This is a genomic window from Geodermatophilus poikilotrophus (assembly GCF_900111455.1).
Taxonomy (GTDB): domain Bacteria; phylum Actinomycetota; class Actinomycetes; order Mycobacteriales; family Geodermatophilaceae; genus Geodermatophilus; species Geodermatophilus poikilotrophus.
The window spans coordinates 115,098-135,459 of the sequence record NZ_FOIE01000002.1; the positions used below are offsets into that span (position 1 = coordinate 115,098).

The 20,362-nt window shown below is 75.1% G+C and carries 19 protein-coding genes; 1 reads left to right on the plus strand and 18 read right to left on the minus strand.

The annotated features are described in order from the left end of the window. Nucleotides 1-66: 66 nt before the first annotated feature. The 14 genes from BMW27_RS05025 to pyrR form a co-directional block, all read right to left on the minus strand. Nucleotides 67-300, minus strand: a complete 234-nt coding sequence (locus BMW27_RS05025) for a hypothetical protein (RefSeq protein WP_091440180.1) — start codon at nucleotides 298-300, stop codon at nucleotides 67-69. A 133-nt stretch (nucleotides 301-433) separates the two neighbouring features. Further along, entirely contained in the window at nucleotides 434-2,389 is a 1,956-nt protein-coding gene (locus BMW27_RS05030) for a primosomal protein N' (protein WP_091441408.1), read from the minus strand. A gap of 301 nt (nucleotides 2,390-2,690) precedes the next feature. Further along, a complete protein-coding gene (gene metK, locus BMW27_RS05035) occupies nucleotides 2,691-3,887 on the minus strand; it encodes a methionine adenosyltransferase (protein WP_012949161.1) in 1,197 nt (398 codons plus the stop codon). A 67-nt stretch (nucleotides 3,888-3,954) separates the two neighbouring features. Beyond that, nucleotides 3,955-5,196 (minus strand): bifunctional phosphopantothenoylcysteine decarboxylase/phosphopantothenate--cysteine ligase CoaBC, encoded by a 1,242-nt coding sequence (coaBC, locus tag BMW27_RS05040; protein WP_091440184.1) that lies wholly within the window; start codon nucleotides 5,194-5,196, stop codon nucleotides 3,955-3,957. A gap of 125 nt (nucleotides 5,197-5,321) precedes the next feature. After that, complete coding sequence (gene rpoZ / locus BMW27_RS05045) at nucleotides 5,322-5,585, minus strand: DNA-directed RNA polymerase subunit omega (protein WP_012949163.1); 264 nt, start codon at nucleotides 5,583-5,585, stop codon at nucleotides 5,322-5,324. 58 nt (nucleotides 5,586-5,643) lie between these two features. Beyond that, nucleotides 5,644-6,255 carry a guanylate kinase gene (gmk, locus tag BMW27_RS05050; protein ID WP_091440188.1) on the minus strand — a complete coding sequence of 204 codons (612 nt, stop codon included), beginning with the start codon at nucleotides 6,253-6,255 and terminating at the stop codon, nucleotides 5,644-5,646. A gap of 40 nt (nucleotides 6,256-6,295) precedes the next feature. After that, complete coding sequence (gene mihF / locus BMW27_RS05055) at nucleotides 6,296-6,646, minus strand: integration host factor, actinobacterial type (protein ID WP_091440191.1); 351 nt, start codon at nucleotides 6,644-6,646, stop codon at nucleotides 6,296-6,298. 408 nt (nucleotides 6,647-7,054) lie between these two features. After that, nucleotides 7,055-7,933, minus strand: coding sequence for an orotidine-5'-phosphate decarboxylase (gene pyrF, locus BMW27_RS05060; RefSeq protein WP_091440193.1), 879 nt, complete (start codon nucleotides 7,931-7,933; stop codon nucleotides 7,055-7,057). Continuing rightward, on the minus strand, nucleotides 7,930-9,291 hold the full coding sequence (locus BMW27_RS05065) for a beta/alpha barrel domain-containing protein (protein ID WP_245743315.1): 1,362 nt from the start codon (nucleotides 9,289-9,291) through the stop codon (nucleotides 7,930-7,932). The genes pyrF and BMW27_RS05065 overlap by 4 nt, the downstream gene beginning before the upstream one ends. After that, nucleotides 9,288-12,590: a carbamoyl-phosphate synthase large subunit gene (gene carB, locus BMW27_RS05070; RefSeq protein ID WP_091440197.1), complete on the minus strand. Its 3,303-nt coding sequence runs from the start codon at nucleotides 12,588-12,590 to the stop codon at nucleotides 9,288-9,290. The genes BMW27_RS05065 and carB overlap by 4 nt, the downstream gene beginning before the upstream one ends. 1 nt (nucleotide 12,591) lies before the next feature. After that, nucleotides 12,592-13,758, minus strand: a complete 1,167-nt coding sequence (gene carA, locus BMW27_RS05075; RefSeq protein WP_091440200.1) for a glutamine-hydrolyzing carbamoyl-phosphate synthase small subunit — start codon at nucleotides 13,756-13,758, stop codon at nucleotides 12,592-12,594. Between the two features lie 97 nt (nucleotides 13,759-13,855). Continuing rightward, complete coding sequence (locus BMW27_RS05080; RefSeq protein WP_091440201.1) at nucleotides 13,856-15,142, minus strand: dihydroorotase; 1,287 nt, start codon at nucleotides 15,140-15,142, stop codon at nucleotides 13,856-13,858. Next, entirely contained in the window at nucleotides 15,139-16,059 is a 921-nt protein-coding gene (locus BMW27_RS05085; protein WP_091440204.1) for an aspartate carbamoyltransferase catalytic subunit, read from the minus strand. Before BMW27_RS05085 ends, BMW27_RS05080 begins: the two co-directional genes overlap by 4 nt. Next, nucleotides 16,056-16,661: a bifunctional pyr operon transcriptional regulator/uracil phosphoribosyltransferase PyrR gene (gene pyrR, locus BMW27_RS05090; protein WP_091440207.1), complete on the minus strand. Its 606-nt coding sequence runs from the start codon at nucleotides 16,659-16,661 to the stop codon at nucleotides 16,056-16,058. The genes BMW27_RS05085 and pyrR overlap by 4 nt, the downstream gene beginning before the upstream one ends. A 219-nt stretch (nucleotides 16,662-16,880) precedes the next feature. Between pyrR and bldD the strand changes: the two genes are divergently transcribed. Then, nucleotides 16,881-17,432: a transcriptional regulator BldD gene (gene bldD / locus BMW27_RS05095; RefSeq protein ID WP_012949174.1), complete on the plus strand. Its 552-nt coding sequence runs from the start codon at nucleotides 16,881-16,883 to the stop codon at nucleotides 17,430-17,432. Nucleotides 17,433-17,808: 376 nt separating this feature from the next. On the opposite strand, the gene nusB is transcribed toward bldD, so the two are convergent. Genes nusB through aroQ form a run of 4 tightly spaced genes read right to left on the minus strand, consistent with a single transcriptional unit; the run spans nucleotide 17,809 to nucleotide 20,351 of the window. Next, nucleotides 17,809-18,216, minus strand: a complete 408-nt coding sequence (nusB, locus tag BMW27_RS05105) for a transcription antitermination factor NusB (RefSeq protein WP_091440210.1) — start codon at nucleotides 18,214-18,216, stop codon at nucleotides 17,809-17,811. 22 nt (nucleotides 18,217-18,238) lie between these two features. Further along, complete coding sequence (gene efp / locus BMW27_RS05110) at nucleotides 18,239-18,799, minus strand: elongation factor P (RefSeq protein ID WP_091440214.1); 561 nt, start codon at nucleotides 18,797-18,799, stop codon at nucleotides 18,239-18,241. Then, a complete protein-coding gene (locus BMW27_RS05115) occupies nucleotides 18,800-19,915 on the minus strand; it encodes a M24 family metallopeptidase (protein WP_091440218.1) in 1,116 nt (371 codons plus the stop codon). A 1-nt stretch (nucleotide 19,916) separates the two neighbouring features. Continuing rightward, a complete protein-coding gene (gene aroQ, locus BMW27_RS05120) occupies nucleotides 19,917-20,351 on the minus strand; it encodes a type II 3-dehydroquinate dehydratase (RefSeq protein WP_091440222.1) in 435 nt (144 codons plus the stop codon). Nucleotides 20,352-20,362 lie beyond the last annotated feature (11 nt).

Sequence of the window (20,362 nt, forward strand, 5' to 3'; positions counted from 1 at the left end):
TCTCGTCACAGGCCCCGGATCGGGGCCCCGCCCACCTACCCGACCTCGTTTACGACGTAAACCGGGTCAGCCGGATGAGGTCGAGGTCACCACCTGCAGCCCCTGCGGCTCCCCGCCGCTGGGCCCGTCGTCGGGGCCGCACCGGCTGATCGACACCGTGATGGTCAAGACGGCGACCAGCAGGACCAGACCGAGCACGATGCGGCGCAGCCAGCGGCGCAGGTCACCGGGGTCGTCCGCGGAGCGGTGGGGGTCCTCGGCGCTGGCGCGGGGGTCGGGGGGCGGGTCGCTCGACGTCACAGGCCCTCCTCGGCCACCGGACGGGTGCTGAGCGCCGGTGCTGAGCCGCTCGGGGGACGTGGGTGCGCTACCCCGGCACGGCGGTCGTCACACGGTCCGGCCGACCGACGGCGCGCAGCGTCCGCGCGGCGCCTCAGACCAGGTCGAGCGGATCGAGCTGCACGCGGACGTGCTCGGTGGCCTTCTTCGCGCTGCGGACGCCCTGCACCTCCGCCAGGGCGTGCGCCAGGGCCGACCCCTCCGCCCGCGGCACCCGCACCAGGTAGCGCTCCCGCTCGCCCTCCTGACCCGGGCGCGACGGCTCCGGCACCGGACCGAGCAGGTCGGCGTCGGCCGGCAGCCGCGCGGCCGCGAGGAACTCCGCCAGCGCCGGCGCGGTCCCGGAGAGCGCGGCCATCCGGGTGGCGGGCGGGAAGCCGAGTTCGCGGCGGTCGGCCAGCTCCCGGGCGGCCAGCCAGCCGGGGTCCCAGCGCACCAGCGCCTGGACGACGGGGTGGGCGGCGTCGGCGGCGACGACGACCTGACCACCGGCCGACGCGGGCCGGACGAGAGCCGCCGCGTTCATCCAGCGGCGCAGCGTCTCCTCCCCTGCCCGCAGGTCGGCCCGCCCGAGCAGCGCCCAGGAGTCCAGCAGCAGCGCGGCGCCGTACCCACCCTCGGCGACCGGCTCGGCGCCCGGGGTGGCGACCACCAGCGCCGGCCCGGCCGGCACCGAGGGCAGCACGCCCGACCCGCGCCCGGACACCCGTACCGCGGCGCCGGCGAAGGCCCGCCCCAGCTCCTCGGCGGTGCGGGCGGCGCCCACGACGGAGGCGCGCAGCTTCGTGCGGTGGCAGTACGGGCAGTCGAACGTCGCCGCGGGGCGGGCGCACCAGCGGCAGGCCGGCACCCGCGACCCGCCCGGGCCGGGCGCGGCGGCGACGCCCAGCGGCCCGGAGCAGACCGCACAGCGGGCCGGCGCGCGGCAGCGGTCGCACGCCAGCCCGGGCGCGTACCCGGCGCGCGGCACCTGCACCAGCACCGGGGCGCCGTCGGCGAGGGCCTGGCGGGCGGCCCGGTGGGCCAGGCTGGGCAGCCGGGCGGTGCGCGCGGCGGGGTCGCGGGCCAGCTCGGCGTCGGCGCCCAGGGCATGCACCCGCGGGGCGGCGGAGCGCAGGGTGGCGCGGTCGGCGACCAGCTCGTGCGCCCAGCCGCTCTCCACCAGCAGCTGTGCCTCCGCGGTGCGCGCGGTCGCCGCGACGACGGCCGCGCACGAGGCGAGGTGGGCCCGGTGCACCAGGACGTCGCGGGCGTGGGCGTAGGGCGCGCGCGGCTCGGCGTGCAGGTCGTCGCCGTCGTCCCAGACCGCGACCAGCCCGAGGTCGGCGACCGGCGCGAAGACGGCGGCGCGGGTGCCCAGCACCACCCGCGCGGTGCCGCGGACGGCGTCCAGGAAGCGGCGGTACCGGGCGTCCGGGGCCGCGTCGGCGCGCAGCACGACGACCGACCCCTGCGGCAGCCGGGCCTCGGCGGCCGCGGCCAGCCGGTCGAGGTCGCGGCCGTCGGGCGTCACCACCAGGGCACCCCGCCCCCCGGAGAGCGCGGCCTGGCACAGCTCGACCAGCCGGGCCGGCCAGTCCTCCCCGGGCAGCGCGGTCCACACCGCGCGGGCGGGCCGGCCCTCGGCGACGGCGGTGAGCAGCGCCGGACCGGTCGGGTAGCGGGCGAAGCCGGCCGGGTCCGGGGGCGGGGGCGGTGGCGGTGGCTCGGCGGGCGGGCGCTTCTCGGCCGCGGCCCGGCGGGGCGGAACGGCCAGCCGGAGCACGTCGGTGACCGTGCCACCCCAGCGCTCGGCCACCGCGCGGGCCAGCGCGACGACCTGGGGGGTGAGCACCGGCTCCGGGGAGACCACCTTGGCCAGCGGCGCCAGCTTCCCGCCGTGCTCGCTGCTGTCGGCCAGCTCGATCACGAAACCGTCGACCAGCTGCCCGGCGAAGCGCACCCGCACCCGGCACCCGGCCCGCACCTCGTCGGCCATCTCGTCGGGGACGGCGTAGTCGAAGGGCCGGTCCAGGTGCGCCAGGGGCACGTCGACGAAGACCCGGGCCACGCGCTCCGGCCCCACCCGGAGGCTCGCCCCGAGCTCGCGAGGGGTGAGGGGGGCGGGGTCCTTCGACAGCGGGATCTCCGTTCGGCGGGAGCTGGTCTCCCGGCATCGTCGTCGCCGGGTCCGACAGGACCGGACGGTGGCGTGCACGTGCGGTGCGATCCTCGGGGAGGACGCGCCGCACCTGCACACACCCCTCGGTGCGGGGTCCGGCCCGCTGCAGCGACCCGCCGGCCGCGTCACCGGCCCCGCTGCAGGGACCCGCCGCGAGCACGCGAGCGGCGGGGGGCAGCGGGGCCCTGCTTCAGACCCCCGCGGCCGAGCGCAGCGCCTCGACGCGGTCGACCCGCTCCCACGGCAGGTCGACGTCGGTGCGGCCGAAGTGGCCGTAGGCGGCGGTCGGGGCGTAGATGGGGCGCAGCAGGTCCAGGTCGCGCACGATCGCGCCGGGGCGCAGGTCGAAGGCCGCGCTGATGGCCTTCTCCAGCACCTCGTCGGCGACCGCGCCGGTGCCGAAGGTCTCGACGAACAGGCCGACCGGGTGGGCTGCGCCGATCGCGTAGGCCACCTGGACCTCGCAGCGGCGGGCCAGGCCGGCGGCCACGACGTTCTTGGCCACCCAGCGCATGGCGTAGGCGCCCGAACGGTCGACCTTCGACGGGTCCTTGCCGGAGAAGGCGCCGCCGCCGTGGCGGGCCATGCCGCCGTAGGTGTCGACGATGATCTTCCGGCCGGTCAGCCCGGCGTCGCCCATCGGGCCGCCGATGACGAACTTGCCGGTCGGGTTGACCAGCAGCCGGTAGCCGTCGGTGGGCAGGCCGAGCGCGGCGAGCTCGGGCTCCACCACCAGCTCCTGCACGTCCGGGGCGAGCAGCTGCTCGATGGAGATGTCCTCGGCGTGCTGCGAGGAGACGACGACGGTGTCGACGCCGACCGGGCGGTCGTCCTCGTAGACGACGGTGACCTGGGTCTTGCCGTCGGGCCGCAGGTAGGGCACCGAACCGTCCTTGCGGACCGCGGAGAGCCGGCGGGAGAGCCGGTGCGCCAGCGCGATCGGCAGCGGCATGAGCTCGGGGGTCTCGTCGGTGGCGTAGCCGAACATCAGGCCCTGGTCACCGGCACCCTGGCGCTCGATCTCGTCGTCGGTCGTCCCGGCGGTGCGTGCCTCGTAGCCGGTGTCGACGCCCTGGGCGATGTCCGGCGACTGGGCACCGATGGAGACGCTGACCCCGCAGGAGGCGCCGTCGAAGCCCTTGCGGGAGGAGTCGTAGCCGATGCCGAGCACGGTCTTCCGGACGATGTCGGCGATGTCGACGTAACCGGCGGTGGTGACCTCACCGGCGATGTGGACCTGCCCGGTGGTGATCAGGGTCTCGACCGCGACCCGGCTGCGCGGGTCCTGCGCGAGCATCGCGTCGAGGATCGAGTCGCTGATCTGGTCGGCGATCTTGTCCGGGTGGCCCTCGGTCACCGACTCGGACGTGAAGAGGCGGCGTGACACGCGGTACTCCCTGGGGGTCGGTGACGGTGGGGTGGTGCCCGGGCGCGGGCATCTCGTCGGGTGCACGTTACCGGCGTGCGCCGGGGCCGGTGCCGGCTCGGGCCAGCCGGGCGCCGACGACGTCCCAGATCCCGGCGGCCACGGCGTCCTTGCTGCCCTCGGGCAGCTCGGTGACGGCTCCGTCGGCGGCCAGGACGACGGCGGCGTTCTCGGCCCGGCCGAAGACCCGGCCCCCGGAGACGTCGTTGACCACGAGCAGGTCGCAGCCCTTGCGGGCCAGCTTGGCGCGCGCGTGGGTGAGGACGTCGGCGTCGTCGTCCCCCGTCTCGGCGGCGAAGCCGACGACCAGCTGCCCGGCGGGGCGCTTGGTGACCAGCTCGGCGAGGACGTCGGGGTTGCGCACCAGCGGCACCGCGTCGGGCTCGGCGGCGCTGCCCTTCTTCAGCTTGGCCGCGGCGACGGACGCCGGCCGGAAGTCGGCGACCGCGGCGGCCATGACCACGACGTCGGCCTCCGCCGACTCGGCCAGCACCGCGGTCCGCAGCTCCTCGGCCGTGCCGACCCCGACGACGCGGACGCCGAAGGGCGCCGCCAGCTCGACGTTGGCCGCGACGAGCACGACCTCGGCGCCGCGGGCCGCGGCGACGCGGGCCAGCGCCCAGCCCTGCTTCCCGGACGAGCGGTTGCCCAGGTAGCGGACCGGGTCCAGCGGCTCGCGGGTGCCCCCGGCGCTGACGACGACGCGCCGACCGGCCAGGTCGGGGGCGAGCGCCGCCGGGCCCGCGGTGAGCACGACCGAGGCCAGCGCGGCGATGTCGGCCGGCTCGGGCAGCCGGCCCGGGCCGGAGTCGGGGCCGGTGAGCCGGCCGACGGCGGGGGGCAGCACGATCGCGCCGCGGCGGCGCAGCGTGGCGACGTTGTCCCGGGTGGCCGGGTGCAGCCACATCTCGGTGTGCATGGCCGGGGCGAACACCACCGGGCAGTGCGCGGTGAGCAGGCTCGCGGTGAGCAGGTCGTCGGCACGGCCGGCGGCGGCCCGCGCGAGCAGGTCGGCGGTGGCCGGGGCGACGACGACGAGGTCGGCGGTCTGCCCGATGCGGACGTGCGCCACCTCGTCGACGTCGGACCAGACGTCGGTCGTCACGGGGTTGCCCGACAGCGCCTCCCACGTGGCCGCCCCGACGAAGTGCAGTGCGGCCGGCGTGGGGACGACGCGGACGTCGTGCCCGGACTCGGTGAACGCGCGCACCAGCAGGGCGGCCTTGTACGCGGCGACGCCCCCGGCGACGCCCAGCACGATCCGGCTCATGCGGTCATCCTCCCGACACGAGAACGCACCCGGCAGCGACTGCCGGGTGCGTTCTCACCGTTCTGGGTGGCCTCGTCCAGGGTCCCACCCCGAGCCTGCGAGGGGTGGGAGGACGAGGTCCTTCGTCAGTTCTCGCCGGCGGTGTGGGTCAGCAGACCCTCGTTGATCTCGCGCAGGGCGATCGAGAGCGGCTTCTCCTGCGGGGCGGTGTCGACCAGCGGGCCGACGTACTCCAGCAGGCCCTCGGAGAGCTGGCTGTAGTAGGCGTTGATCTGGCGCGCGCGCTTGGCGGCGAAGATCACCAGGCCGTACTTGCTGCTGGTGCGCTCGAGCAGCTCGTCGATCGGCGGGTTGGTGATGCCCTCGGGGGCGGGTGCGACTCCGGACACGGGCGGGCGTGCTCCTCAGCTCATCGGCGGGAGTGACGGGCGGCGGTGCCGGACCCCGTCACTCGGGTGCGCCGCTGCTCCGGAGGGACCTGGGCGACGGCGCAGTCAGCCATCCTACCAACTCGTCGGCGGCCCGGGCGACGTCGTCGTTGACGACCACCACGTCGAACTCCCCGGCGGCGTCCAGCTCGGCCTGCGCGATCCTCAGCCGCTGCTCCTGGACCGCCGGCGGCTCGGACCCCCGGCCGGCCAGCCGGCTCTCCAGCTCGGCCCAGGACGGCGGGGCCAGGAACACCAGCTGGGCGTCGGCCTCGCGGGCCCGGACCTGCCGGGCGCCCTGCAGCTCGATCTCCAGCAGCGCCGGCGCGCCGGCGGCGAGACGCTCGCGCACCGGGGCGGCCGGCGTGCCGTAGCGGTGGCCGGCGTACTCGGCCCACTCGAGCAGGCCGTCCTCGGCGACCAGCCGGTCGAACTCGGCGTCGCTGACGAAGTGGTAGTGCACCCCGTCGACCTCACCGGGCCGGCGCCGGCGGGTGGTGGCCGACACCGACACCCAGACCTCGGGGTGCCGGCGCCGGACCTCCGCCACGACCGTGCCCTTGCCGACCCCCGAGGGGCCGGAGAGCACGGTCAGCCGCGCCGGGGGGTGTTCCACGGCAGCAGGTGCCACGCGTCGTCGTCCTCGACCTCCGGGTGCCTGGTCCTGCGGGTCAGCTCTCGACGGAGACCTGCTCGGCGGCGACCTTCTCGCCGCCGAACTCCGTCTCGAGGGCCCGGCGCTGGTTGGCACCCAGACCGCGCACCCGGCGGGTCGGGGAGATCTCGAGCCGCTCCATGATCTTCGCAGCCCGCGCCTTGCCGACGCCGGGCAGGGACTCGAGGACCGCGGAGACGCGCATCTTGCCGATCACCTCGTCGGTCTCGCCCTGGCGCAGGACGTCGCCGACCGTGGCGCCCTTGCTCTTGAGCCGCTCGCGCAGCTCGGCCCGGGCCTTGCGGGCGGCCGCCGCCTTCTCGAGAGCCGCGGCACGCTGTTCGGGGGACAGGTCAGGGAGGGGCATGGTGCGACCCAATCTGTCGTCGCCGGCCATCGAGTCGGCCGGCGGGGCTCTGGCTGTGTCGGGGGCAGGACTCGCTGCTGAGCCTGCTCGCCAACCTAGCTCTCGCTATATGCGCAGGTCACGGGGGTCCGAACCCCGGGTTTCGCGCTTTCCGTGAGCTGGCCGTCACGCTGTGCTGCCACCCGCGTTCACCCACGGTCATCCCCGCAGTTCAGGAACGGGTCCAGCGCGATCCGGTACGGAGATCCCGCCGGCCGGGCCTGCCCCGACACGCCGGAGCGACACGCCGGAGACCTCGGGAAACGCGCTGGTGAGCGGCGGCCCCGGCCGGTCAGGCGGAGGCCGCCCTCCCCCGCCGGCCGAGCAACCAGCCCCCCACGGCGGCCAGCAGCCAGGGCGCCGCGCGCCTCACTCGGCGAGCTCCGCGGCCCAGCGCTCCGCGGCCGCGCGCAGCCCGGCCAGGTCGGGGCCGGCGGCGAGCACGTCGCGGGACACGGTGGGGACGACGGCGGTGTCGCCGCCGAACAGCCGGCGCAGGTCGGCCGCCGAGCCGCCCTGCGCGCCGAGCCCGGGGGCGAGCACCGGGCCGCCGAGGCCGGTGAGGTCCACGTCCAGCTCGCGCAGCGTGGCCCCGACGACGACGCCGAAGGACCCGGTCGCCGGCCCGAACCGGCTGGCCACGTCCTGCACGGCGCCGAGGTCGGGCAGCGGGTCGCCGACGACCCAGTCCGGCGTGTTCCAGCCGCGCACGGTGTCGACGACGACCTGGGCGACCGACCGCCCGTCCACCACCGCGTGCTGCAGCACGCCGGCGTCCGGGTTGGACGTGCGCGCCAGCACGAACAGGCCGCCGCCGTGTTGCCGGGCGGTGTCGACGGCCGGCTGCAGCGAGCCCGGACCGAGGTAGGGGCTGACGGTCAGGGCGTCGGCGGCGAGGGGGTGGTCGGGGCGCAGCACGTCGGCGTAGGCATCCATGGTCGAGCCGATGTCGCCGCGCTTGGCATCGAGCAGCACCAGGGCACCGGCGGCGCGGGCGCGGGCGACACCGTCTTCCAGCACGGCCAGGCCCCGCGAGCCGTGCCGTTCGTAGAACGCCAGCTGCGGCTTGAGGACGGCGACGGTGCCGGCGAGCGCCTCGACCACGGTGTCGGTGAACCGGGCCAGGCCCTCGGGGTCGTCGGGCAGCCCCCAGCGCTGCAGCAGCGGGGCGTGCGGGTCGATGCCCACGCACAGCGGCCCGCGGGCGGCGACGGCGTCGGCGAGCCGGTGGCCGAAGGGAGCGCTCACCGGGCCGGCTGCAGCGCGCGCGGCAGCGTCTCCCCCAGCGCGGCGACGCAGTCCCGGGCCAGGAACGGGTCGGCGAAGGCCCCGGACGCCGACTGCACGGCGTCCGCGCCGAGGGCGAACAGCGCGGCGAAGGACGCCGGGTCGGTGACCCCGCCCATCGCCAGGACGTCGAAGTGCCGGCCGCCGGCGTCGCGCAGGGCGACCAGCCGGCGGGTGAAGTCCAGCGCGGAGTCGCGCACCGCGGCCCCGGAGAGCCCGGCGAGCTCGCGGCCGGGGAAGGTGGGCCGGCCGTCGCTCCGGCGGACCCGGCTCTGCAGGGTGTTGATGCCCGCGACGCCGTCGACGAGCGGCGCCAGCCTCGGCACCAGCGCCTCCAGCCGCGGCCCGTCGAGCCAGGACAGCTTGGCCACCAGCCCGGTCCGGTCGTCCAGCGCGCGGCGCACGCCCTCGACCACGGCGACGGTCGCGTCGGCGTCCAGGCACAGCGGCGGCTTCACGCGGGCGGCGGTCGACGCGCTCAGCGTGTTGGGGCAGGACAGGTTGAGCTCGACGACGGTCGCCCCGGCCTCCTGCGCCAGCCGCGCGGTGGCGGCGAAGTCGTCGACCAGGCCGGTCCCGTCGCCCTCCCCCATCACGCTGACCAGCAGCAGCTGGTCGTCGTCGACCGCGGCGAGGGACCGCTGCAGGTCGGCCATCCACTCCTCGGGCGCCAGGGAGGGGACGCCGAAGGAGTTGACCGTGCTGACGTCCGGCGAGCCGGGCGCCACCCAGTCCCACGGGTCGGCGGTGACCTCGGCGGCCGCGCCCGGCGGCAGGCTCTGCGCCTGCCGCGCCGCGAACACCCAGTTCGGCTGGGCGTTGGGCTCGTGCGCGCGGCTGCGGACGGTCTTGTAGGTCAGCACGCTGTAGCCGTTGCGCGCGAAGTGGCGGACCCACTCCTCGCCGCCGTTGAGCACGCAGGCGGGAACGCCGATCGGGAAGCCGACGTCCCGGCCGAGCACCCGCCAGCGGCGGTCCCCGGCCCGCGGCCGCTCGGCCAGCCGCGGCCCCAGCGGCGTGGCGAGGTTGTCGCGGTAGGAGCCGAGGACGTCGTAGGCCGGCGTCGGCACCCCGGCGTCGGCCAGCACCCCGGCGTGCCCGGCGAGGAACAGGACGCGGGTGAGCAGCGGCAGGTCGCCCTCGCCGGTCCGGCCGGCGGCGAGGCGCCCGGCCAGCGCGCGGGCCGCCGCGGCGAGCGCGTCGAGTTCCGGGTGCGGCGGCCGCGCGAAGCGGGTGACCCCGGCGAGGAACGCCTCGGGCAGCCCGTCGACCAGCCCGCGGGCGACCAGCTCCTCCCGCACGGCGGCCACCGTGCTCACGGGCGGGCCTGCGCGTCGGCGAGCGCCGCGTGGACCTCCTGCAGGCTGCGCACCCCGACGTCCCCGCGGCGCAGCGCCTCGACGGCCTGCACCACGGCGGCCAGCCCCTGCACCGTGGTGATGCACGGGACGCCCTGGCTCACCGCAGCCGTCCGGATCTCGTAGCCGTCCAGTCGCGGCCCGCTGTTGCCGGGCGCGCCGAACGGCGTGTTGACGACGATGTCGACGTCCCCGGCCGTGATCCGCTCGACGACGTTGCCGGGCCCGTCGCTGTACTTGCCGACGACCTCGCAGGTCACCCCGTTGCGCCGCAGCACCTGGGCGGTGCCGGTGGTGGCCAGCACCCGGAAGCCCAGGTCGGCCAGCCGCTTGACCGGGAAGATCGCCGAGCGCTTGTCCCGGTTGGCGAGCGAGACGAACACCGTGCCCTCGGTGGGCAGCGCGCCGTAGGTCGCGGCCTGCGACTTCGCGAACGCCGTCCCGAAGCCGGTGTCCAGGCCCATGACCTCGCCGGTGGACTTCATCTCTGGGCCGAGCACGGTGTCGACGTTCTGCCCGTCGACGGTGCGGAACCGGTGGAACGGGAGCACCGCCTCCTTGACCGCGATCGGCGCGTCCTCGGGCAGGTCGGCGCCGTCACCGGACGCCGGCAGCACCCCGGCGGCGCGCAGCTCGGCGATCGACTCGCCCACCGCGATCCGCGCCGCGGCCTTGGCCAGCTGCACCGCGGTCGCCTTGGAGACGAACGGCACCGTGCGGCTGGCCCGCGGGTTGGCCTCGATGACGTGGAGGATGTCGTCCTTGATCGCGTACTGGACGTTGACCAGGCCGCGGACGCCGATGCGCGCCGCCAGCTTCTCCGTGGCCGCGCGGATGCGCACCAGGTCGGCGCTCCCCAGCGTGATCGGCGGCAGCGCGCAGGCCGAGTCGCCGGAGTGGATGCCGGCCTCCTCGATGTGCTCCATGACCCCGCCGAGGTAGAGCTCGGAGCCGTCGAAGAGGGCGTCGACGTCGATCTCGACGGCGTCCTCCAGGAACCGGTCCACCAGCACCGGGTGCTCGGGGCTGACGTCGGTGGCCTTGGCGATGTAGGCCTCGAGCGTGGCGTCGTCGTAGACGATCTCCATGCCGCGGCCGCCGAGCACGTAGGAGGGCCGGACGAGCACCGGGTAGCCGATGCGCGCGGCGATCTCCCGTGCCTCGGCGAAGGTGGTCGCCGTGCCGTGGGCGGGCGCGGGCAGCCCGGTGTCGGCCAGCACCCGGGAGAACGAGCCGCGGTGCTCGGCGGCGTCGATCGCCTCCGGAGCGGTGCCGAGCACGGGTACCCCGGCGTCCTTGAGCCGCTGCGCGAGGCCCAGCGGCGTCTGCCCGCCGAGGGTGCAGATGACCCCGGCCACCGGGCCGGCGGCCCGCTCGGCCTCGACCACCTCGAGGACGTCCTCGAAGGTCAGCGGCTCGAAGTACAGCCGGTCGGCGGTGTCGTAGTCGGTGGAGACGGTCTCGGGGTTGCAGTTGACCATCACGGCCTCGTAGCCGGCGTCCTGCAGCGCCATGACGGCGTGCACGCAGGAGTAGTCGAACTCGATGCCCTGCCCGATCCGGTTGGGTCCCGAGCCCAGGATCAGCACGGCCGGCTTCTCCCGCGGCTCGACCTCGGTCTCCTCGTCGTAGGAGGAGTAGTGGTACGGCGTGCGGGCGGCGAACTCCGCGGCGCAGGTGTCGACGGTCTTGTAGACCGGCCGCACACCCAGCCGAAGGCGCAGCGTCCGGACGCCGTCCTCCCCGGCCAGCTCGGGGCGCAGCGCGGCGATCTGCCGGTCGGAGAGGCCGTGCCGCTTGGCCCGGCGCAGCAGCTCCCCGGTGAGGGACGGCGCGTCGCGGACCTCGGCGCCGACCTCGCCGACCAGCGCGATCTGGTCGACGAACCACGGGTCGAAGCCGCTGGCCTCGGCGACCTGCTCGACGGTGGCCCCGGCCCGCAGCGCGGCCTCGGCCACGTAGAGCCGCCCGTCGACGGGGGTGCGCAGCGCCTCGAGCAGCTCCTCCGCGGAGCGCTCGTCGTCCGGACCGGTCCAGAAGCCCGCGACCTTGGTCTCGGTGGACCGCATCGCCTTGCCCAGCGCCTCGGGGAAGTTGCGGCCCATTGACATGACCTCGCCGACGCTCTTCATCGTCGTGGTCAGCCGCGGGTCGGCGCCGGGGAACTTCTCGAACGCGAACCGCGGGATCTTGACGACGACGTAGTCCAGCGTCGGCTCGAAGGCGGCCGGGGTGACGCCGGTGATGTCGTTGGTGATCTCGTCGAGGGTGTAGCCGATGGCCAGCTTGGCGGCGATCTTGGCGATCGGGAAGCCGGTGGCCTTGGACGCCAGCGCGCTCGAGCGGGACACCCGCGGGTTCATCTCGATGACGACCAGCCGGCCGTCGGCCGGGTTGACGGCGAACTGGATGTTGCAGCCGCCGGTGTCCACGCCGACCTCGCGCAGGACCGCGATGCCGACGTCGCGCATCCGCTGGTACTCGCGGTCGGTGAGGGTCATCGCCGGGGCGACGGTGACCGAGTCGCCGGTGTGCACGCCCATCGCGTCGACGTTCTCGATCGAGCAGATGACGACCACGTTGTCGCTGCGGTCGCGCATCAGCTCGAGCTCGTACTCCTTCCAGCCGAGCACCGACTCCTCGATGAGGACGGTGTGCACCGGCGAGTCGGCCAGGCCGTGGGAGGCCATGCGGCGCAGCGACGCCTCGTCGGTGGCGAAGCCCGAGCCCAGGCCGCCCATGGTGAAGCTCGGCCGGATGACCACCGGGTAGCCGACCTCGGCGGCGGTCTCCAGCGCCTCCTCGACGCTGGCGCAGACCCGGGACCGGGGGGCGTCGGCGCCGATGGACCGCACGATGTCCTTGAACATCTGCCGGTCCTCGCCGCGGTTGATCGCGTCGACGTCGGCGCCGATCAGCCGGACGCCGTACTCGTCCAGCACGCCGTTCTCGTACAGGCCGATGGCGATGTTGAGCGCGGTCTGCCCGCCGAGGGTGGCCAGCAGCGCGTCGGGCCGCTCCTTGGCGATGACCTTCTCGACGAACTCCGGCGTCAGCGGCTCGACGTAGGTGGCGTCGGCGATCTCCGGGTCGGTCATGATCGTCGCCGGGTTGCTGTTGACCAGGCTGACCCGCAGCCCCTCGGCCTTGAGCACCCGGCAGGCCTGCGTGCCGGAGTAGTCGAACTCGGCGGCCTGGCCGATGAGGATCGGCCCGGAGCCGATCACCATCACGTGGTGGATGTCGCTGCGCTTGGGCATGTCAGGCGTTCTCCCCCGTGCTGTGCTCCACGACGGGAGGCGGGCTGACGGCGTCCCCGCCGTCGCGGGTGGTCTCCATGAGGTCCACGAACCGCTGGAACAGCGGCGCGGCGTCGTGCGGCCCGGCGGCGGACTCCGGGTGGAACTGCACGCTGAACGCCGGGACGTCGAGGCAGCGCAGCCCCTCGACGACGTCGTCGTTGAGGCCGACGTGGCTGACCTCGACCTGCCCGTAGGGCGTGTCGGTCGGCCGGTCCAGCGGCGCGTCGACGGCGAAGCCGTGGTTGTGGCTGGTCACCCGCACCGTTCCGCTGACCCGGTCGAGCACCGGCTGGTTCAGGCCGCGGTGGCCGAAGCGCAGCTTGTAGGTGCCCAGGCCCAGCGCCCGGCCGAGGATCTGGTTGCCGAAGCAGATGCCGAACAGCGGCCGGCGCGCGTCGAGCACCCCGCGCACCGCCTCGACCGCGTAGTCGGCGGCCGCGGGGTCGCCGGGACCGTTGGACAGGAAGACCCCGTCGGGGCCGTGCTCCAGCAGGTCCTCCGCGGTCGCGGTGGCCGGCAGCACGTGGGTCTCCACCCCGAGCTCGGCCAGGTGCCGCGGCGTGGCGGTCTTGATGCCCAGGTCGAGCGCGGCGATGGTGAACCGCCTCTCCCCCACCGCCGGGACGACGTAGGGGTCGTTCGCGGTGACCGCGGGCGCGAGGTCCGCACCGCTCATGCTCTCCGAGCCGCGCACCCGGGTCAGCAGCTCCTCGACGGAGAGCCCCTCGCTGCTGATGCCGGCGCGCATGGCACCCCGCTCGCGCAGGTGGCGGGTCAGCGCGCGGGTGTCGATGCCGCTGATGCCGACGACGCCCTGCTCGACCAGCCCGTCGTCCAGGCTGCCGGTGGCGCGCCAGTTCGCCGGGCGGCGGGCGGGGTCGCGGACGACGAAGCCGGCCACCCACATGCGGCGGCTCTCGTCGTCCTCCTGGTTGACCCCGGTGTTGCCGATGTGCGGTGCGGTCATCACCACGATCTGGCGGGCGTAGCTCGGGTCGGTCAGCGTCTCCTGGTAGCCGGTCATCCCGGTGGCGAACACCGCCTCGCCCAGCGTCGTCCCGACCGCGCCGTAGGCCTCGCCGCGGAACGTCCTGCCGTCCTCGAGCACGAGGATCGCGCCGGTCACCGGACCACCGCCGTCCGGGGCGAGATCTGCACACCGGTCGCCTTCGGGGCCCTGGAGACGGCGAGTGTGCAGATCTCGCCGCCGGGGAGCTGTTGCCTCAACGCTGCGCCTTTCCGTCGAGCACGGTCGGGACGCCCCGCAGGTACGTCGCGACCACCCGGCCGGGCAGCTCCCGGCCGGCATAGGGGCTGTTGCGGCTGCGGCTGGCCAGCGCGGCGGGGTCGACGACCGCGCGCGCACCCGGGTCCAGCAGCAGCAGGTTGGCGGGCTCACCCGGTGCCAGCGGGCGGCCGTGGCCGTCGAGCCGGCCGATGGCGGCCGGGCGGGCCGACATCCGGTCGGCCACGCCGCGCCAGTCGAGCAGGCCCGTCTCCACCATGGTCGCGACGACCACCGACAGCGCCTGTTCCAGGCCGAGCATCCCCGGGCGGGCGCTGGCCCACTCGGTCTCCTTGTCCTCGACCGCGTGCGGCGCGTGGTCGGTGGCGACGGCGTCGATCACGCCCTCGGCCAACCCGACCCGGACGGCCTGCACATCGGGGTCCGTCCGGAGCGGCGGGTTCACCTTGAAGACCGGGTCGTAGCCCTCGGCGCACTCGTCGGTGAGCAGCAGGTGGTGCGGGGTCACCTCGGCGGTCACCTGCACCCCGCGGGACTTCGCCCAGCGGAGGATCTCCACCGAGCCCGCGGTCGAGACGTGGCAGACGTGCAGCCGCGCGCCGACGTGGTCGGCGAGCAGCACGTCGCGGGCGATGATCGCCTCCTCGGCCGCGGCCGGCCAGCCGGTGAGGCCGAGGCGGGCCGAGCGGTCGCCCTCGTGCATCTGGGCGCCCACGGTCAGCCGCGGCTCCTCGGCGTGCTGGGCGACGACGCCGTCCAGCGCCTTGACGTACTCCAGCGCGCGGCGCATCAGGGCGGGGTCGGCGACGCAGTGCCCGTCGTCGGAGAAGACCCGCACCCGGGCGGCGGAGTCGGCCATGGCGCCGAGCTCGGCCAGCCGCTCGCCGGCGAGCCCGACGGTCACCGCACCGACGGGGACGACGTCCACCAGGCCGGCCTGCTGCCCGAGGCGCCACACCTGCTCGACGACGCCGGCGGTGTCGGCGACCGGGTCGGTGTTGGCCATGGCGTGCACCGCGGTGTAGCCGCCGAGCGCCGCGGCGCGGCTGCCGGTCTCGACCGTCTCGGCGTCCTCGCGGCCGGGCTCGCGCAGGTGGGTGTGCAGGTCGACCAGGCCGGGCAGGGCGACCAGCCCGGCGGCGTCGACGACGTCGGCGCCGGGCACCGGCAGCGACTCGCCGATCGCGGCGATCCGGCCGTCCTCGACCAGGATGTCGGCGGCGGTCTCGCCGTAGGGGCGGGCCCCCGTGATCAGGACGCTCACTGCGGAGCCCCTCCCAGCAGCAGGTAGAGCACGGCCATGCGCACGGAGACCCCGTTGCCGACCTGCTCGACGATCGTGGAGCGGACGGAGTCGGCCACCTCGGCGGCGATCTCCATGCCGCGGATCATCGGGCCCGGGTGCATGACGATCGCGTCGTCGCCCAGGGCCCCCACCCGGCGCGCGTCCAGCCCGTAGCGGCGGCTGTACTCGCGGGCGCTGGGGAAGTACGAGGCGTTCATCCGCTCGGCCTGGACCCGCAGCATCATCACCACGTCGGCCTTGGGCAGGACGGCGTCCAGGTCGTAGGAGACCTCCGCGGGCCAGCTGCCCACGCCGACCGGCAGCAGGGTGGGCGGCGCGACCAGGGTGACCTCGGCGCCGAGGGTGTGCAGCAGCCGCACGTTGGAGCGGGCCACCCGGCTGTGCAGCACGTCGCCGACCACCGCCACGCGCACGCCCTCCAGCCGGCCCAGGCGGTGCCGGATCGTGTAGGCGTCCAGCAGGGCCTGGGTCGGGTGCTCGTGGGTGCCGTCACCGGCGTTGACCACGCTGCCGCGCACCCAGTTGGCCAGCCGGTGCGGTGCGCCCGAGGCCGAGTGCCGGACGACGATCGCGTCGGAGCCCATCGCCTCCAGCGTCAGCGCGGTGTCCTTGAGGCTCTCGCCCTTGGAGACGCTGCTGCCCTTGGCGGAGAAGTTGAGGACGTCGGCGCTCAAGCGCTTGGCCGCCAGCTCGAAGGAGATCCGGGTGCGGGTGGAGTCCTCGTAGAAGAGGTTGACCACCGTCCGGCCGCGCAGCGTCGGCAGCTTCTTGACCTCGCGGCCGGCCAGCGCCTGGTCGATCTGGGCGGCGGTGTCGAGCACCAGCGTCGCGTCGGCGCGGTCCAGGTCGGCCGCCTCCAGCAGGTGGCGCTTCACCGGTCCTCCCCCTCCGTCACGAGCACCTCGTCGACGCCGTCGGTCTCGGCCAGCCGGACCCGCACGGACTGGCTCCGGGCGGTCGGCAGGTTCTTGCCCACGTAGTCGGCGCGGATGGGCAGCTCGCGGTGGCCGCGGTCGACCAGCACCGCCAGCTGCACCGCGCGCGGGCGGCCGAGGTCGCGCAGCGCGTCGAGCGCCGCGCGCACCGACCTGCCCGAGTACAGGACGTCGTCGACGAGGACGACGAGGCGGCCGTCGATGCCGTCCTCGGGCAGCACGGTCTCCTCCAGCGCGCGGACGCCGCGCAGGCGCAGGTCGTCGCGGTACAGGGTGATGTCGACGGTGCCGACGTCGACCGGGCTGCCGGAGAAGGCCGCGACGCGGGCGGCCAGCCGGCGGGCCAGCGGGGCGCCGCGGGTCGGGATGCCGACGAGGACCAGGTCGGCGAGCCCGCCGGCTGCCTCGTCGCCCGCCCCGCCACCCCCGGCGCACTTCTCGATGAGTTGGTGGGCCATCCGGTCGACCACGCGGGTCACGTCGGCGGCGGAGAGCACGGCGGACGGGGGGTCGCTCCGGGCAGGCTCGGGCTGGCGGGCCATCAGGCCTCCTTCCCCGCCTCACGGGACGGGTCGTTAAAGGAGTGGTCGGGACCGGGATCGACGGTACTGCACGCCCGGGTGTGACCCGCGCCGCGCCGGGACGGGGCTCGATCGGGGCCCTTCCCACCCGGAGGAGCGTCCCGGTGTCCTCGAACCCGCTCGACCAGTACGCTCCGTGACGACAACCCGCCCCCGACGACGGACAGTGAGCAGGAAGCGATGAGCACCGACTACTCACGGGCCCTCGGTGCCCGGCTCCGCGCCATCCGCAACCAGCAGGGGCTCTCGCTCCAAGGAGTCGAGGACAAGTCCCACGGCCGCTGGAAGGCGGTGGTCGTCGGCTCCTACGAGCGCGGCGACCGCGCGGTGACCGTGCAGCGGCTCTCCGAGCTCGCGGTCTTCTACGGCGTACCCGTCTCCGAGCTGCTGCCCGACCCGCGGCCCAGCTCGGCGGTCACGTCGACGACGAAGATCGTGCTCAACCTCGAGTCGCTGGGCTCGCTGCCCGCGGACGAGGCCGGCCCGCTGGCCCGGTACGCCTCGACCATCCAGGCGCAGCGCCACGACTACAACGGCAAGGTCCTGTCCATCCGGGCCGAGGACCTCAAGTCGCTGGCGATCATCTACGACATGAGCCCCGACGAGCTGACCAGCCGGCTCATCGAGTGGGGCGTCCTCTCCCCCGGCATGGAGAGCGTCGTGGGCTTCGGCGGCGACGAGGACGAGGACGAGGTCAACCCGAACTGGGAGCGCCGCCGCGCCCCGCGCTGAGAGCGGACCCCGTCGCCTCCGCACCGCTCGTGAGGAGGCGACGGGCCCCGGACACCGAGGGCCCACTCCGGACGTCGGAGCGGGCCCTCGGTGCGTGCGTCAGGGAGCGGTGAGCGGCGGCAGCAGCAGCGCCGACACCGGTGGCGTCGGCCGGCTGCCGGCCGGCACCGCGAACGGGTGGCCGAGGACGGCCAGCCGGCCGCGGACCCGGTTCTGCGCCTGGCAGTCCGAGGCGCACCGGGTGGGCCGGTCGGCGACCCCGACGGCGTCCGCACCGGTGACGGAGCCGACCGCCGCCGGCCACGTCCCGCACCGACACCCGCCCGCCGGGGTCGACGTCCGCCGCGACCGGAACGCCGCAGCCCGGCCGGCCCGTTCAGCTGGTGGGGACCTCGGCGTCGAGCACGCCGCCCAGCACACCGTTGACGTAGGCCGGCGAGTCGTCGGTCGACAGCGACCGCGCCAGCTCGACGGCCTCGTCGATCACGACGGCGTCGGGCACGTCGTCGACCCACAGCAGCTCGAAGACCGCCATCCGCAGGATCGCGCGGTCGACGTCGGGCAGCCGGTCGAGCGACCAGCCGCGGGCGTGCCGGTCGATCAGCTCGTCGATGCGGGCGGCGTGCTCGGCCACCCCCTCGACCAGCCGGACGGCGTGGTCGGGGATCGGCGGGTCGGCGAGGGCCACCCGCTCCCGGAGCAGCTCCAGCGGGTCGCTGCCGCGGACGTCGGCCTCGTAGAGGACGTCGACGGCGCGCTTGCGCGCCTTGCTGCGGGCAGCCATGCCGACCTTCCCGCCCCCGCCGTCAGTTGGCGCGGCCGAGGTACCGGCCGTCGCGGGTGTCGACCTTGAGCTTGTCGCCGGTGTTGACGAACAGCGGCACCTGGATCTGCGCGCCGGTCTCCAAGGTGGCGGGCTTGGTGCCGCCGGTGGAGCGGTCGCCCTGCAGGCCCGGGTCGGTGTGCTGCACCACCAGCTCCAGGGTCACCGGGAGCTCGACGTAGAGCGGGGTGCCCTCGTGGACGGCGACGACGACCTCGGTGTTCTCGAGCAGGTAGTCCGCGCCGCCGCCGACGGTCTCGGTCGGGACGTGGATCTGGTCGTAGGTCTCGCCGTCCATGAAGACGAAGTCGGTGCCGTCCTTGTACAGGTACGTCATGTTCCGCTTGTCGACGGTGGCGGTGTCCACCTTGGTGCCGGCGTTGAAGGTCCGGTCGACGACCTTGCCCGAGAGCACGTTCTTCAGCGTGGTGCGGACGAACGCGCCGCCCTTGCCCGGCTTGACGTGCTGGAACTCGGTGACGGCCCAGAGCTGGCCGTCGAGGTTGAGGACCATGCCGTTCTTGAGGTCGTTGGTGGTAGCCATCTAGAGGACCAGCAGTTCCTTGCTCGTGAGGGTCATCAACTCGGGCTCGTCGTCCGTGACGATCAGCGTGTCCTCGATCCGGACACCGCCGTGGCCGGGGAGGTAGACCCCCGGCTCCACGGTGACGGCCATGCCGGCGGCCAGCCTACCCGCGCCCAGCTGGCCGATGCCCGGCGCCTCGTGGATCTCCAGCCCCACCCCGTGGCCCAGGCCGTGGGTGAAGTGCTCCGCGTGGCCGGCCTGCGCGATGACGTCCCGGGCGGCGGCGTCGACGGCGACCACGTCGGCGCCGACGGCCAGCGCGGCCCGGCCCGCGGCCTGGGCGGCGGCGACCAGCTCGTACACCTCGCGCTGCCAGTCGGCTGCCCCGCCCAGGACGACGGTGCGGGTCATGTCGGAGTGGTAGCCGTCGACGGTCGCGCCGAAGTCCAGCTTGAGGAGGTCGCCGGCCCGCAGCTCGGTGCTGTCCGGCCGGTGGTGCGGGATGGCGGAGTTCGCGCCGGTGGCCACGATCGTCTCGAAGGACGGCGCCTCGGCACCCAGCGTCAGCATCCGGGCGTCCAGCTCGCGACCGACCTGCAGCTCGGTGCGCCCGGGCCGCAGCGCCCCCTCGGCGGCCAGCTCGGCCAGCGCCGCGTCGGCGACCGCGCAGGCCCGGCGCAGGGCGTCGATCTCGTCGTCGTCCTTGACCGCGCGCAGCGCCTCGACCGCCCGGCGCACGCTGGTCAGCTCCGGCGCGGTGCCACCGGCGGCGGCTTCGGCGAGCACCGACTCCAGGGCGCGCAGCCCGTCGACGGTGAGGTGGTGGCTCTCGTACCCGATCGTCCGGGCGGGTGGGCGACCTGAGCGAGGCAGCACCGCCTCGCGTGCCAGGGCGGAGACGGTGCCGCGGTCGACGAGCAGCTCCAGGTCGGGCACCTGGGTGCCGGCCTGGGTCGTGTAGCGGCCGTCGGTGCCGAAGACGTCGCCGCCGTCGGCGCGCAGCAGCAGCGCCCCGTTGGAGCCGGTGAACCCGGTCAGGTAGCGCACGTTGAGCAAGTCGGTCACCAGGACGGCGTCCAGTCCGCGCTCGGCCGCCGTCGCCCGCAGCCGCTCCCGCCGCGCCGCGTACCGCACCTCAGCGCACCCCCTGCGCGGCCAGCCAGCGGAGCGCCAGCACGTACCCCTGCACGCCCAGCCCGGCGATCACACCGTCGGCGACGGCCGAGACGTAGGAGTGGTGCCGGAACTCCTCGCGCCGGTGGATGTTGCTGATGTGCACCTCCACCAGCGGAGCGGTCAGCATCGCCAGCGCGTCGCGCAGCACCACCGAGGTGTGCGACCAGCCGGCGGGGTTGAGCACCACCGGGTCGCCGGCGTCGGCCGCGGCGTGCACCCAGTGCAGCAGCTCGCCCTCGTCGTCGGTCTGCCGGACCTGCACCTCCAGGCCCAGCTCGTCGGCCGCGGCCGTGACCAGCTCGACCAGCTCGGCGTACGTCGTCGTCCCGTACTTCTCCGGCTCGCGCGTGCCGAGCCGGCCGATGTTGGCGCCGTTGAGCACCTGGATCGTCACGTCGTCTCCTC